At 61.1% G+C, this 12,392-nt stretch carries 20 protein-coding genes; 10 read left to right on the top strand and 10 right to left on the bottom strand.

Translation table 11 applies throughout. From position 1 onward, the window contains the following. The first annotated feature begins 22 nt into the window (after window positions 1-22). The 3 genes from LY254_RS01565 to LY254_RS01555 are packed head-to-tail and all read left to right on the top strand — an operon-like array spanning window position 23 to window position 2,656. Entirely contained in the window at window positions 23-433 is a 411-nt protein-coding gene (locus tag LY254_RS01565; RefSeq protein WP_115070381.1) for a DUF411 domain-containing protein, read from the top strand. 31 nt (window positions 434-464) lie between these two features. Beyond that, on the top strand, window positions 465-1,181 hold the full coding sequence (locus LY254_RS01560) for a glutaredoxin (protein ID WP_247478412.1): 717 nt from the start codon (window positions 465-467) through the stop codon (window positions 1,179-1,181). After that, on the top strand, window positions 1,178-2,656 hold the full coding sequence (locus tag LY254_RS01555) for a multicopper oxidase family protein (RefSeq protein ID WP_371820485.1): 1,479 nt from the start codon (window positions 1,178-1,180) through the stop codon (window positions 2,654-2,656). Before LY254_RS01560 ends, LY254_RS01555 begins: the two co-directional genes overlap by 4 nt. A 24-nt stretch (window positions 2,657-2,680) precedes the next feature. Here LY254_RS01555 and LY254_RS01550 read toward each other — a convergent pair whose 3' ends face one another. Beyond that, window positions 2,681-3,058 carry a MerR family transcriptional regulator gene (locus LY254_RS01550; protein ID WP_226424081.1) on the bottom strand — a complete coding sequence of 126 codons (378 nt, stop codon included), beginning with the start codon at window positions 3,056-3,058 and terminating at the stop codon, window positions 2,681-2,683. A 58-nt stretch (window positions 3,059-3,116) separates the two neighbouring features. On the opposite strand from LY254_RS01550, the gene LY254_RS01545 reads away from it, so the two are divergent. The 3 genes from LY254_RS01545 to LY254_RS01535 are packed head-to-tail and all read left to right on the top strand — an operon-like array spanning window position 3,117 to window position 4,320. Continuing rightward, window positions 3,117-3,818: a DUF305 domain-containing protein gene (locus tag LY254_RS01545; RefSeq protein WP_371820484.1), complete on the top strand. Its 702-nt coding sequence runs from the start codon at window positions 3,117-3,119 to the stop codon at window positions 3,816-3,818. Then, entirely contained in the window at window positions 3,815-4,042 is a 228-nt protein-coding gene (locus LY254_RS01540; protein ID WP_240789404.1) for a DUF3721 domain-containing protein, read from the top strand. The genes LY254_RS01545 and LY254_RS01540 overlap by 4 nt, the downstream gene beginning before the upstream one ends. 5 nt (window positions 4,043-4,047) lie before the next feature. Next, window positions 4,048-4,320 (top strand): hypothetical protein, encoded by a 273-nt coding sequence (locus LY254_RS01535; RefSeq protein ID WP_247478408.1) that lies wholly within the window; start codon window positions 4,048-4,050, stop codon window positions 4,318-4,320. Between the two features lie 38 nt (window positions 4,321-4,358). On the opposite strand, the gene LY254_RS01530 is transcribed toward LY254_RS01535, so the two are convergent. From LY254_RS01530 to LY254_RS01490, 9 genes are all read right to left on the bottom strand, one after another. Further along, a complete protein-coding gene (locus LY254_RS01530) occupies window positions 4,359-4,520 on the bottom strand; it encodes a hypothetical protein (RefSeq protein WP_161971436.1) in 162 nt (53 codons plus the stop codon). Between the two features lie 130 nt (window positions 4,521-4,650). After that, window positions 4,651-5,106, bottom strand: a complete 456-nt coding sequence (locus LY254_RS01525) for a hypothetical protein (protein ID WP_247478407.1) — start codon at window positions 5,104-5,106, stop codon at window positions 4,651-4,653. 31 nt (window positions 5,107-5,137) lie between these two features. Beyond that, window positions 5,138-5,458, bottom strand: a complete 321-nt coding sequence (locus tag LY254_RS01520) for a hypothetical protein (protein ID WP_240789403.1) — start codon at window positions 5,456-5,458, stop codon at window positions 5,138-5,140. Further along, entirely contained in the window at window positions 5,458-5,874 is a 417-nt protein-coding gene (locus LY254_RS01515) for a hypothetical protein (protein WP_247478405.1), read from the bottom strand. The genes LY254_RS01520 and LY254_RS01515 overlap by 1 nt, the downstream gene beginning before the upstream one ends. Window positions 5,875-6,026: 152 nt before the next feature. Beyond that, a complete protein-coding gene (locus LY254_RS01510; protein WP_247478403.1) occupies window positions 6,027-6,212 on the bottom strand; it encodes a hypothetical protein in 186 nt (61 codons plus the stop codon). A gap of 751 nt (window positions 6,213-6,963) precedes the next feature. Further along, on the bottom strand, window positions 6,964-7,329 hold the full coding sequence (locus LY254_RS01505) for an AbrB family transcriptional regulator (protein WP_247478401.1): 366 nt from the start codon (window positions 7,327-7,329) through the stop codon (window positions 6,964-6,966). Between the two features lie 169 nt (window positions 7,330-7,498). Continuing rightward, window positions 7,499-7,648: a hypothetical protein gene (locus tag LY254_RS01500; protein ID WP_247478386.1), complete on the bottom strand. Its 150-nt coding sequence runs from the start codon at window positions 7,646-7,648 to the stop codon at window positions 7,499-7,501. 254 nt (window positions 7,649-7,902) lie between these two features. Beyond that, the gene (arsB, locus tag LY254_RS01495) at window positions 7,903-8,913 is read right to left on the bottom strand and encodes an ACR3 family arsenite efflux transporter (protein WP_247478385.1); all 1,011 of its coding nucleotides are present in this window, start codon (window positions 8,911-8,913) and stop codon (window positions 7,903-7,905) included. Window positions 8,914-9,026: 113 nt separating this feature from the next. After that, window positions 9,027-9,674 carry a C39 family peptidase gene (locus LY254_RS01490; RefSeq protein ID WP_247478384.1) on the bottom strand — a complete coding sequence of 216 codons (648 nt, stop codon included), beginning with the start codon at window positions 9,672-9,674 and terminating at the stop codon, window positions 9,027-9,029. 199 nt (window positions 9,675-9,873) lie between these two features. On the opposite strand from LY254_RS01490, the gene LY254_RS01485 reads away from it, so the two are divergent. The 4 genes from LY254_RS01485 to LY254_RS01470 all read left to right on the top strand — a co-directional run bounded on the left by LY254_RS01485 (window position 9,874) and on the right by LY254_RS01470 (window position 12,355). Further along, a complete protein-coding gene (locus LY254_RS01485) occupies window positions 9,874-10,116 on the top strand; it encodes a hypothetical protein (protein ID WP_247478382.1) in 243 nt (80 codons plus the stop codon). 510 nt (window positions 10,117-10,626) lie between these two features. Continuing rightward, complete coding sequence (locus LY254_RS01480) at window positions 10,627-11,115, top strand: DUF3828 domain-containing protein (protein ID WP_247478381.1); 489 nt, start codon at window positions 10,627-10,629, stop codon at window positions 11,113-11,115. Between the two features lie 47 nt (window positions 11,116-11,162). Further along, on the top strand, window positions 11,163-11,708 hold the full coding sequence (locus LY254_RS01475; RefSeq protein WP_247478379.1) for a hypothetical protein: 546 nt from the start codon (window positions 11,163-11,165) through the stop codon (window positions 11,706-11,708). Beyond that, window positions 11,705-12,355 carry an alpha/beta family hydrolase gene (locus LY254_RS01470; RefSeq protein ID WP_247478378.1) on the top strand — a complete coding sequence of 217 codons (651 nt, stop codon included), beginning with the start codon at window positions 11,705-11,707 and terminating at the stop codon, window positions 12,353-12,355. The genes LY254_RS01475 and LY254_RS01470 overlap by 4 nt, the downstream gene beginning before the upstream one ends. The last annotated feature ends 37 nt before the right edge of the window (window positions 12,356-12,392 follow it).

Raw genomic sequence — 12,392 nt, 5'->3', positions numbered from 1 at the left:
CCGTCCTCCTGTGCCTCTGTTGATGCCTCCAGTCGCCGCCATACCTGTGCCTGCGGTGGTTTCCGCCTATCGCTCCCCAAGCTGTGGCTGCTGCAAAGGCTGGCTGGACCACCTCAGGCAAGCCGGCTTCACAGTGAAGGACTACGTGACGAGCAACCTTGCGAGCATCAAGCAGCGCTACGGCGTTCCACCTCAGCTGCAGTCCTGTCACACCGCCCGGATTGGGGGTTACACGGTTGAGGGTCATATTCCAGTGTCGGCGATTCAGCGGCTGCTGAAGGAACGCCCACAGGTGGCCGGAATTGCCGTACCCGGTATGCCGCTCGGTTCGCCCGGCATGGAATCACCGTTCAAGACAGAGAGCTACACGGTGTTCACCTTCACCGAATCCGGCCGGACCCAAGCCTTCCAGACGGTGGAGGGTGATGGCTAAGCCGGAACTCAGCGCTGTGCGTCTCTACAGGATGGAGACGCCCGAGCATGCCTGTCCGTGGGGGCAGCGCGCGCTTCAGCTCCTGCGCGCCCAGGGGATTCCGTTTGAGGATCATCCTCTGCGCAGCCAGGCGGAGGTGGAAGCCTTCAAGCATGCCCACGGTGTGACCACCACGCCGCAGGTGTTTGCCGGCGCGGAGCGCATTGGGGGCTACACCGAGCTGGCGAAACGGCTTGGTGTCACCGCGGAAACAGCAGAGGTGTCCTACGCACCAGTGATCGCTGTGTTCCTGAGCGCTCTGTTGATCAACCTGGCATTAGGGGGCGAAATCCGGGGCTACATGGGCCTGGCGATCTGCCTGTTGGCGATGCTCAAGCTGATGGATATTGCGGCATTCGCTGCAAGCTTCCGCAAATATGACCTGCTCACGCAGCGTTGGCAGGCCTGGGGAAAACTGTATCCCGCTGTTGAGCTATTGGTGGGACTTGGGATGCTGCAATCGGCCGAGAGTATGGGCCTTGAAGCTGTGATTGGCGTGACAGCAGTGCTTCTCGGTGTGATGGGCATGGTCTCCGTCGGCAAAGCCGTGTTCGTCGATCACCTGGCACTGAACTGTGCCTGCGTGGGCGGCAACTCCCGCACACCGCTGGGGGTGGTGAGCTTCGCTGAGAATCTGATCATGGGGCTGATGGGTTTGGCGATGTTGATTCAGCCAGTGATGGCTCTTGCTTCTGGGGGTGCGTTGTGATCAGCCGGCGCTCCTTTCTCGCCCTGGCAGCCGGTGGCACTGCAGCAGCCTCAGTCGCGGCTCTGCGCCATGGCTGCCATGGCTGGGCCCCAGATCCACGGAGGAGCATCAACGCGGCGGCGACGTCGCCAGTGCGCTCTCAAGCTGGCCTGCTGGAGCTGGATCTGGTAGCGCAGGAAACGTCCATCAGCATCCCTGGCACATCAGGACGGGCACTCACCTACAACGGCTTACTCCCTGGCCCCCAGCTTGAACTGCAGCCTGGTGATGCGGTGCGGATCCAGCTGCACAACCGCCTGACTCAGCCAACGAATCTGCACTACCACGGCCTGCACATTCCACCCAGCGGAGCAGCCGACAATGTGTTCCTGAGGGTTGCTCCTGGCCAGCGACAGAGCTGCAGCTTCTCCTTGCCGGACAATCACCCGGCGGGCCTCTTCTACTACCACCCCCATCACCATGGAACGGTGGCTGACCAGGTGTTTGGTGGCCTGGGTGGTGCGCTGCTGGTGAGAGGCGATCTCGATCGCATCCCTGAAGTGCAGGCGGCCCAGGAAGAAGTGCTTGTGCTCAAGGATCTTCCAGCCGCCAACCAGCGCTCCGGTTCTGGTGTGATGCTTGGCCGAGAAGGCTCGATTCTGAGCGTGAACGGCCAGGTGAAGCCCGAGCTGCAGGTTGCAGCCGGCGGCTTGCTGCGCCTACGCCTTCTCAACGCCTCCAATGCCCGCTTCTGGCGACTGGCGCTGGAGGGTCACACCATGCATCTGATTGCCACTGATGGTGGTGCACTGGAGCAACCACTGCCGTTGCAGGAGTTGCTGCTGGTGCCCGGCGAGCGTGCCGATGTGTTGGTGCAGGTGGCTCCCGAAGGTGGTCGGTTTCGCTTGAACAACCTCCCCTACAGGCGCCTGGGGCGCCCAATGATGGGCGGCATGGGTATGGGCATGGGTATGGGCATGGGTATGGGTATGGGCATGGGGAGAGCGGTGTCTGGCCAGGAACAAGCTGATGTCATCGCAACGGTGAGCACCAATGGCGTTGTAGCGCCGCAGCCTCTGCCGCAGCAGCTCTTAGCGGTGGAGGAGCTCCCCAGCCCGCTGCGTACGCGCCGATTTGTGATGAATCACGGCATGGCACCAGGCATGGGCATGGCCTTTTTGATCAACGGCCAGAGCTACAACCATGGGCGCATTGACACGCGCGTGCAATTGGGAGACACAGAGGACTGGGAGCTGCTGAACACAGGCGTGATGGATCACCCCTTCCATCTGCATGTGAATCCGATGCAGGTGATCAGCCGCAATGGCAGGCCTGAGCCCTACCGGGCCTGGCGGGATGTGGTGCTGGTGCGCCCTGGCGAAACCGTGCGCGTGCGCACCCGCTTCAGCGACTTTGCTGGCAAGAGCGTGTATCACTGCCACATCCTCGATCACGAGGAGCTCGGCATGATGGGCAACATCTTGATCGAAGCCTGAGCACTGCGCTGATCGCGCAACGCATCAACGGCCGCCGCAGCGCTCCCAGGTGTTCAGCATCGTGTTGAGTTCGGCTTCCAGGCTCTGTAGTTCGTGGACGCGCTGCTGAATCTCGGTGAGCTTGCCGCGGATCGTGGCCTGGAGATCGTTGCAGGTGCAATTCCCGGATCGCCGTGCACCCAGCACAGTGCCAACCGTCGCCAGCGGTAGATCCATGGCCCGCAGACGGCGGATCAAGGCCAGCTCGGCAAACACCGAGTCGTCGAACAGGCGGTAGCGCCCATCAGAGCGCGCCACCGGCTGGAGCAGGCCCTGGTCGCAGTAGAAGCGGATCGTTTTCACCGAAACGCCACTGCGCTCCGCCACCGCACCGATCTTGAGCAACGCATCCGAAGCCGTCACGGGGATTGACTCTCCTGTAATGGGAGACCAGACACTATCTGGACTCGTGCTGTCCGACTTGCGTCGCCTTCTTCCTCTGGTTGCCTTTGCCTCCCTCTGGCTACCGGCCGTGTCCGTGGCACAGCCGGCGATGGATCACTCAGGTCACGATCACAACCACGACCACCATCAACGGCAACCGAGCCAACAGCCGCACCATGGGCATGACCATTCGGTGGGCCCTGCAGGCAGCACCTACGACCTGCGCTGGATCGACGCCATGGTGCAGCACCACATCGGTGCGCTGCGCATGAGTGAATTCGTATTCAACATTGGTTCACCGGGCGTGGGAGCCCTGGCCAACGGCATCTGGAATGAGCAGAGCAATGAGATCAAGGCGATGGGGCAGTGGCGCAAAGCCTGGTATCCCCAGGCTCCGGTGTATCCAGTGATGCTGCCTCCCGGTGGCAATCCCAACAGCCTGGAAGCCCTGCGGCGGATGAGCGCCGCACAGATCACGGCGATGCAGATGAGCGGATCGGCCCCCAGCCCTGAAACCCGGGTGAACTGGTTTCTTGAGGGCATGATTCAGCACCACGGCGGTGCACTGGAGATGGCGCACGACGCCCTGGATAAATCCACCAACCCCACAATCCTGCGGCTGGCGCGCCAGATCATCGTGACCCAGCGCCGCGAAATCATCGAGCTGCGCCGCATGCTTCGGCGTGACGGTCTCAACAAACCGGCTTACTACAAGTACGACGCTCTGTTTTCACTGTGATCAGCCCAGTCCCCCAGCGCTGCACCATTGTCACAGTGCTGCTCAGCGCCACACTGCTACTTCCTCAAGCCAGCTGGGCCCACTCCAAGGGGCTCTACTCGACCCGATCCGAGGCCGAGCAACGGGCCAAGCAGCTCGGCTGTGATGGGGTGCACGACAACAACGGCCGCTGGATGCCCTGCAGCAACGAAGCGATGCTGCACAAGGAACTGCGCGAGGAGTGACGCCCATGCCCCGCTCTCTGCAACACCGGGCTCGGCGGTTGCATCGACTGCTCGTTCCACTGGCAGCGGCACCGCTGTTGCTCACGGCCGCCAGCGGCTCGCTTTACAGCCTCCTGCTGGAGCAGGGCGTGGATGCCTTCTGGCTACTCAAGATTCACACCGGACGCTTCGGACCGTTGAATCTGCAGCCGTACTACTCGATTCTGCTCGGCATCTTCACTCTGGTGGTGATCCTCTCCGGGCTGAGTCTCTGGTTCTCAAGGCCGAGGCGAGCCTGAACCACCGAGATTGCCAACCCAACGGCAGCTCTACAACATCAACCGTTCTGTTCTCCCGGCTCGGGATTCACCAGTGCGAGGCGACAGCCCGGGAAGAGCTCCTGGCCGTTTCCCAGTGCTTCCTCGCGGCTGTCGGCCTCGATCCGCACGGTGGTGGTGCCATCGGCGGAGTCGATCAGCAGTTCGTAGAGCAGTCCCATGGCAGCCGTATCCACTGGGGGCGTTATAGAAACTCTGCTGCTTCTTGTCGCCCTGAGGAGGGGCATCTACAGCAAAAAGCCCCGAGCCATAGCCCAGGGCGGAGGAGAGCCAGAGGTCTGCTGTCAGGCGTCAACCCCTGCCGGCTCTGATGTCCCAGAATGCCGCGCCGACGCTGTAGCTGGCGATCCCGATTTGCTGTTCGTAGCTCTGGCGTGCCTTGAGCTGGCACTCGATCTCTTTGCAGCCGATCGAATAGCTCCATTGCTTACGGCCGGCGCGGCGGTTGAGCACCAGATCGGGAGTGATCTGATAGCCCTGGCCGTCTTTGCCGGCCGGCAGATGGGAGCGCAGATCACCGCGCAGGTGCGCCAGGCGCAGTTGTTCATTCAGTTCTTTCTGCTCGTGAGCCAAGAGCTCCTGCTGGTGCTTCACCTCAAGCAGGCGGGAGACACAGGTGGTGATGGACTCGGCGGAGAAGCGAGGGTCCTCCACTCCAGCTTCGGCTGGGAGGACACCAGCTGCTGCCAGGAGTACGAGAGCCTCAGCTGAGCCGGGGCTGGGTTCACCAAGGACAGGGGCGGTCAAGGTTGCAGTCATAGATCTCTCTGTGGTGTGTTCAGCGGACGATGGTCTGGATCTGATGGAGGGCTTCGATCAGTTCTGAGCGGCGCAGGAGTTCGATCGGCGCCGGCAGCGAGCTGCGATCGATCGGATAGCTGCGCAGCAGTGAACGCAGTTCAACGACCGACAACTCATCCCAAAGGCCGTTGCCGCGGGGAGCTGGCACCGCCACCGGAGCCACCGCCGCAGTGGGCTGGTTGAGTTGGCTCAACAGCTGCGTCAGGCCCGTGATCGTCTGGAGCAGCGTGCGCTGGAGATCGAGTTGCTCAGGTTGCTGGCGGCAGGAGCAGCCGTGGGTGGAGATGGGATGCGACATCAGACGACGACCTGATAGACGACAGAGGGGGTGTGGAGCTTGCGCTCGCTCTTGGGGCAGTAGGCCTCCCATTCGGCAGCGAAGGGATAGGGCTCAATGCCGGACACGTCCTGCAGGTCGACCTTCATCCCGTCGATGGTTCCGGGTGTCACCACATGGACGTTCTGGGCGGCCTTGCTGCAGAAGTTCAGACCTGCTTCTGAGTAGGCGTTGCTGCCCACCAGGGAGGCGTTGCGGGCGTGGTAGTCGCCGATCGCGCTGGCGTGCAGGTGACCAAAGAGGGTGAAGTCCACCGTGATGCCCTGGGCGGCGTACTTGCCGGTGATCTCTTGAACCGACTTCTGCACGTTCGCGCCGATCTCATCGACATCCGTCTGCTCATTGCTGCAACCCTTGAGCAGGCTCGACTGGCTCAACTGCTCTCGCCAGACCTCTCACACATCGACCTTCTTGATCGCACGGCTGCCGCCATCAGTACCCTCTTGCCGCGCCTGCCCGATGCCGTTCTCGAGTACGCCATCAATAAGGCCGCCCAACTCCTGATGCAGCCCCGGCCTGACCTGCCTGATCAGCGGCTTTTGCGCACGAAGCTAGTAGGCCTAGAGCGATCGATCGCATGGCGCCCATGGTCGGGTTCTTCTGCCTGATCTGCATGGGTTTGCTTGTGATCGAGCTTGCGCTCCTCATCGGGTTCCCAGGTCGTCGCGTTCTCCGGGTCTGACTTCGGCATGAACTTGTGATGAGTGGCAGACATTGTCGATCGCGTCGCTGCGTCCATCCAAGGCTCTGTTCTCCACTGAGGCGGGTCCTGCTGCGGATCAGCAGGCGCCATCCATCAAAAAGGCGCCCCGTAGCGGGCGCCTTATCACCGGTTGCGGATGGTCACCTTGGCAGTTGGGGTGCCCTCCGGTCGGGTGCCTGTGGTTCAACGATCTCGATGGGTTTGACCCCGTGGTTGTCTCCCTGCCGTGTCGCGGCAGGGATCGAATGGCCGAGTGACGGCACTGAGCAGAGATGCTCAAGGCTTGGCCTGATCAGTTGTTCACTCCGCCTGGGTTATGCAGCCCAGGTTTGGACGGTGGGGAGTTTGTTGGTGGCATATGACTCAAGCTCTACGGGATGGCGCTCACGCCGCGCCGTCGAGGACAAGGTTTGTGCTGGTGTTTGACGCATTTCGAGCGCACCTCCGTTGTGCGCACCGGCTCGGGTGATCCCTGGCCGGACTCTGTTGGAGGCAGAGATGTCGGGGTGGTTACCGCTCCTCCCCTCAATTTCACTTTACGCCGATTGGCGATGAGCGGTGGCCGCGCAACGGTTCCTCTTCCCGAACATCGTGTCGCAATAGGATCCCCCGGCGGGTAGGCCGAGGGTTCTCAGGCGCACCAGGGTCAGGGAGACTTGGCACTCAGAGGGGTGCTGCGTTCAGGAGCACCAGATCGATACTTGATCTCGCTGAGCGTTCACCGCCAGCTCGTGCCATCAATACTCATGATGCCAAAAGAGCCTCACTCCTCCTCGTCCACACCACCCACGGGGATCAGCCGCACCTGCTTGCGGCCGAGCTTGATCTCAAACTCATCGCCGGGCTTGAGGTCGAGCATCGCGGTGTAAGCCTTGCCCACGAGGAGGTTGCCGTTGCCTTGCACGGTGGCGGTGTAGCTGAGCTTGCGGCCACCCTTGACCCGGCCCACGCCATCGTTGCCCAGGCTCAAGCCTTTGGCTTCAAGCAAGGCTTCATAGAAGGCAGTGAAGTTGAGGCGCTCGCCGCCATCTTTCTTGGTGCTGACATAGCCGCAGCTGCGCACGCGGTCTGATTTGGAAACATCGCCCAGTTCCTTGACTTTGGCGAGCAGGTCAGAACCGGTGAGCATGGACGTCAAGAATCAACGGCTTGAAAATAACTCGCCTGACTAGCTTCCGCGAGCTGGATAAGCCCAATCGCTTGTATAACAAAGAGGCCTCAAGAGACCTCGACGGGATTGCAGGTTGTCATCCTCTGCAGTGGTTCTGTTGTAACACCCTGAACTCTGGATCCGCCACTTAAATGCTCTGCAGCAAACGCTCTAGCTGCACCAGGTGATAGCGGTTGGCTTCTGTAGGCAGGGCGTTGTACATGGCCCAGAACTGGCGTAGCTGGGCTTCCAGGCCGACTCGCACGTGGTGATCGTTGTGCAGGGGGATGGCTGTCATGGCTGGGGTGTAGGTCAAGGGACTCGGAGCAACTGCAGAAAGTGTTCCCCGCTGCCCTGATCAAGTCCCGGGGTTGAACTGAATCCACCAGCCGTTTCCGGCTCCTTCGACCTGCCTGAGCTTCCCTCGATCTGGATGGATCGCTCCGGATCAGAAGTAAGAAGTACTGCGGAACGACCGCTGGGCTTAGCCATGGCAGATGGGCTCAAATGCGACTCCAGCGCGCAGGACGAGCGCGAGCATGCTGCAGCCGGCTAAAAGGGGAACAATCGTGCGTTGCGATTGGCGATCGCCACCAGCGAGAGCATCACCGGAACCTCCACCAGAACACCGACCACGGTGGCCAGAGCAGCACCAGAGTTGAGGCCGAAGAGGCTGATCGCTACGGCCACGGCCAGCTCAAAGAAGTTAGAGGCGCCGATCATCGCTCCAGGCGCTGCGATCGCATGGGGTTGGCGCCACAAGCGCATCCACTGGGCGCTGATCCAGAAGATCAGATAGGTCTGCACGATCAGAGGAATGGCGATCAGGGCGATCGCCAGCGGATTGCCCAGGATCGCGCTGGCTTGAACCATGAACAGCAGTAGGACGGTGGCGATCAGGCTCACGATTGCAAGGGGTTTGAGTGTTGCCTCCAAGCGTGTGATCCGCGTGTCGGAGCGCAGCAACATCCGAGTGAGCCAACCTGCCGCTAGGGGGATCACGACGAACAGGCCGACAGCGGTGATCAGCGTGTCCCATGGCACCAGAACCTTGCTGACGCCAAGTAGCAGAGCGGCAATTGGTGCGAAGGCAAACACCATGATCAGATCATTGATGGCGACCTGAGCCAGGGTGTAGTTCGGGTCTCCATCGCTCAGGCGGCTCCACACAAACACCATCGCCGTGCACGGTGCCACGCCAAGCAGGATCATTCCGGCGATGTATTGATCAGCCAGCTCCCCTGGAATCCAGGCCGCGAAAAGGCCACGCATAAACAGCCAGGCGATCGCCGTCATCGACAGCGGTTTGATCAGCCAGTTCACCACAATCGTGACGATTAATCCCTTGGGCTGACGCTTGAGCCCGTTCAGGGAGCCGAAATCGACCGCCAGCATCATCGGATAAATCATGCCCCAGATCAACAGAGCAATCGGCAGATTGATGCCCGCAACCTGAAGCTCTGCGAGCGCCTGAGCGAACCCGGGGAAAGCTGCGCCAAGCCCCACTCCGGAGGCAATCGCAAGGGCAACCCAAAGGCTCAGAAAACGCTCAAAGATGCCCATGGACTCAGCAACGGGGTTCACTGGGAATTGTGCGGCGGGCTGTAGGTCGAAAACGACTAGCCAGCGACGAATAGAGCCTAGATATTTTGCGGCCATCAACTCACAACTACTTGTCAGGTCACGCTGTTTAGTTGTATCCACCAGCCGGTTCCGGCTCCCTCCACCATCCAGCGGCGCCCCCAGTTGCGCTCGGAGTAGCGCTGGGCAGTTCCGCTCCCAATTGCGGTCGTCACATAACCACCGTTGACGAGATCGGCTTCCCCATTGGGGTCATGCATCAGGAGCTGGCGCTTGGCTGGATCCCAGCCGATCACCAGGCTCCAGTGGCCACCACCGGAGGGCGCAGAGACAGGTCCTTTGTGCAGCCAACCCACCGGGCAAGGAATCCCTCGCTGCAACTGCTCGATCAGGTGGTCGATGGAGCCATCCGTTCTGAACCGCGCCTGTAGCCCCAGGCTCTGCAGCGCTTTCACCTGAGCGCTGGCGTCAGTGGTGTCGCCGTGGCGTTGCGCCAAGGACAGGTATTGATCATCCAGCTGGCCGGAGCCTTGCATGGCGCCGGGTTTCAAGAAGGCAGCGGCCATGGCGCAACTCGAGGAGAAACACATCCGATGGCCCTGATCGGTGGCGCTGTCGTTCTGGCTCAGGTACGGAACGGGCAACTGGATTAGCCCTGGTGTCCGCCCGCCTCGAAAGTGTGCGGCGAACAGCTCCAGCTGCTCTGGTGTGAGGCTGTCCTGCAGCAGGCCCCAAGTCCTCACATTGGTGCGGCAGTTCTTGGAAATGGCGGACCGCTGAGAGCAGCTGGATCGGTTCAGACAATGCGCGGGAGCAGACGAGCTTGAAGGGTTCCGGATGCAGCGCTCGGAACCCTTCGCTCTCCCAGGACTCCAGCAGATGAACTCACGCCGGCTAGTGGTTTGGATCTCCGCCGGAATCCTTAGCTTTTAGGGCGCAACCTTGGCCTTCGATCTACTCAATTGCACGGCCCTGAGCTGGCTCTATCTGCGAAGCAATGGCTTGCCAGCTCTCGAGCAACAGCAGAACACTCCCCCAGCAACCGTTCCTCCAGAGCCACCCGTTTCGGTGTTCTGCAGTCGCCCCCAGGGCCGCATTGATGAGGCCGTCAGCCAGGGCCTGAGCATCCTGGCGGGCCTAGCCCTTCGGAGCTCGTTGAGTGGTCGAGGTGAGGGGCGGCCTTGAGGGCGGAACGCGCGCCAATAGCCTCTGGCAGCTGCCGCCAACCGATGAAGAGTGACTCAGTCGCCAGTGGATCTGTACACGCCAGATGGCGGAGCATCTGAGCCTCCACCGTGTGACCCTCCAACGGTTGAAGTCAGCCGGTTACTTCCGGCAAGGACATCATTTTCGCAAGGCCAATCCACTGGCTCCGCGCTCAAGCACTCTCTGGCATGAACAGCGTGTCCTTATGCGTCTACAGGCCGAATAAAAACGAGATCCAACAGCAATGAGACAGCTTTGAGACCGTGTTTCTCAAAATCAAGATTTGGCAAACGTGCAAAGTCCCGTGCAAAGTCCCGTGCAAAGTCCTCAAGATCACACCATTGGTAGCAAGGGATATCGAGCAACTTCTCGAGATTCATAACCCTTCAAGTCTCCCCCGAGCCATCGCTTATTGCCTCGCTTCGGCGGGGCTTTTTGCTGTCTGCGTTCACTCCACGCCTAGGGTCTGGCCAGTTAAACCGGGGAGTGATGCAGGCATTCCGACAGGTCTTGCCGTTCTTGGCCTGCGTGGCGCTGGCGCCTTCCAGCGCACTGGCCTGCAGCTGCTCACCGGCCATCGAGACGCCCATCACTCAGCTGTATCGCTGGCAAATCGGACGGCAGGACACACCGGGGCGCCCTGAGCTGAAGTCCATCCAAAACCTTCTCAGCCCAGCGTTGTACCAGGACTTGAGCGCTGCCTATCAGCTCAACCCAGGTGAGGGGCGTGGCTATTTGGATTTCGATCCCTTCAGTGGCACGCAGGTTTACACCCACAACGTGCTCGTGGTGGGCTGCAGCGGCGACAGTGCCGATGTCGCGGTGTTTACGGGTCTGAAAGGACGTCTCTCCGAGACTCCACAACGGCTCTCTCTGCAGATGCAGCAGACCGCCGATGGATCATGGGTGGTGGGTGATGTCAGCTACCCCAGTGGGTTCCAGCTGAGCAGTTTTCTCTCTGGCTTGTTGAAGCAGTGATCCCTCTTCTCTGTCTCTGCGGCCCGTCCGCTGCCGGGAAAACCAGCATGACGCGAGCCCTGCAGAACCTTCTGGAGAGTGACGGCATCAGGGTGTTGCCACTGTCCTGTGATGACTACTACTGGCACGAATGGACCCCGGATGCGGTCTACGGCTACGACACGCCTGCCGGAATTGATGCCGAGGCTCTGCTTGCTGATCTGGAGCAGCTCTGCAGGGGGGACGCCACCAGCCTTCGCCGCTACGACATGGTCAGCCACCAGGCCCGGCACGAGCCTTTGATTCAGGCCTATGACCTGATTGTTCTCGAGGGGGCCTTTGGTCCCCAGCTCCTGCTGGAGGAGCCGCTGCTGCGATCGATGGTCTATCTGGAGCTCACGATGCCGCTGCGCCTCTGGCGACGCCTACTGCGTGATCGCCGTGAACGCGGGCATTCCTTGGCCTATGTGATTCGGCAGACCGTGCTGGAGACGCTGCCCGGGGAAAGGGAATTCATTCTTCCCTTGAAACCGCAAGCCGACCTGGTCATCCAAAACAGCACGGCAGGCCTTGCGACACTGACGGAACACGCCCGCTCCCTCCTGGTGCCATGACCCGTGACGATGGAGCGAGGCTGATCAATGGACCCGAGACGGCCAACACCACACTCCTTCTTGCCCACGGTGCAGGCGCACCGATGGATAGCCCCTGGATGAACACCGTGGCCGAAGGCATCGGCAATTGCGGTGTTCGGGTGGTGCGCTTCGAGTTCCCCTACATGCAGCGAAGTCGGGAGCTGGGTCGACGTTGTGGACCAGATCGACTCCCCAAACTCCTTGATGCCTACCGCGAGGAGGTGATCCGCGAACAACAGCGGCAAGAGGGCGCCAATCTGTTCATCGCTGGGAAGTCCCTCGGAGGGCGCATCGCCAGCCTGCTCATCGACACGCTGAGCGACGTCCAGGGTTGCCTGTGCCTTGGCTATCCCTTCCATCCCCCAGGACAACCAGAGTCATTGCGCACCGACCATCTCGAGGTCATGCACTCCCCGTGCCTCATTCTCCAGGGGGAACGGGACAGCTTTGGACGCCGTGAGGAAGTGGAGCGCTATCCACTGGCCGCGTCGGTGGAGTTGACCTGGTTGCAGAGCGGAGATCACAGCTTTAAGCCCACCAAGGCCTCCGGACTCACTGAGTCAGACAACTTGCAGGCCGCCATCGACCACTGTCAGAACTTCATGACCCATCACCAGCGCGGGTAGCCCAGGCGACGGAAGAACAAGGGCAGTGTGGCCAACA

Source organism: Synechococcus sp. NB0720_010 (assembly GCF_023078835.1).
In the GTDB taxonomy this organism is placed as follows: Bacteria; Cyanobacteriota; Cyanobacteriia; order PCC-6307; family Cyanobiaceae; genus Vulcanococcus.
Note: the sequence above shows the minus strand (reverse complement) of the source record. Positions and strands in the feature narration are given on the sequence as shown.

Coding starts and splice junctions, on each gene's coding strand:
- LY254_RS01480 (WP_247478381.1), top strand. CDS start 10,627: ATGCAGGCATTCCGACAGGTCTTGCCGTTCTTGGCCTGCGTGGCGCTG.
- LY254_RS01510 (WP_247478403.1), bottom strand. CDS start 6,212: ATGTCTGCCACTCATCACAAGTTCATGCCGAAGTCAGACCCGGAGAAC.
- LY254_RS01560 (WP_247478412.1), top strand. CDS start 465: ATGGAGACGCCCGAGCATGCCTGTCCGTGGGGGCAGCGCGCGCTTCAG.
- LY254_RS01500 (WP_247478386.1), bottom strand. CDS start 7,648: ATGACAGCCATCCCCCTGCACAACGATCACCACGTGCGAGTCGGCCTG.
- arsB (WP_247478385.1), bottom strand. CDS start 8,913: ATGGGCATCTTTGAGCGTTTTCTGAGCCTTTGGGTTGCCCTTGCGATT.
- LY254_RS01520 (WP_240789403.1), bottom strand. CDS start 5,458: ATGTCGCATCCCATCTCCACCCACGGCTGCTCCTGCCGCCAGCAACCT.
- LY254_RS01535 (WP_247478408.1), top strand. CDS start 4,048: ATGCCCCGCTCTCTGCAACACCGGGCTCGGCGGTTGCATCGACTGCTC.
- LY254_RS01530 (WP_161971436.1), bottom strand. CDS start 4,520: ATGGGACTGCTCTACGAACTGCTGATCGACTCCGCCGATGGCACCACC.
- LY254_RS01475 (WP_247478379.1), top strand. CDS start 11,163: ATGACGCGAGCCCTGCAGAACCTTCTGGAGAGTGACGGCATCAGGGTG.
- LY254_RS01565 (WP_115070381.1), top strand. CDS start 23: ATGCCTCCAGTCGCCGCCATACCTGTGCCTGCGGTGGTTTCCGCCTAT.
- LY254_RS01470 (WP_247478378.1), top strand. CDS start 11,705: ATGACCCGTGACGATGGAGCGAGGCTGATCAATGGACCCGAGACGGCC.
- LY254_RS01505 (WP_247478401.1), bottom strand. CDS start 7,329: ATGCTCACCGGTTCTGACCTGCTCGCCAAAGTCAAGGAACTGGGCGAT.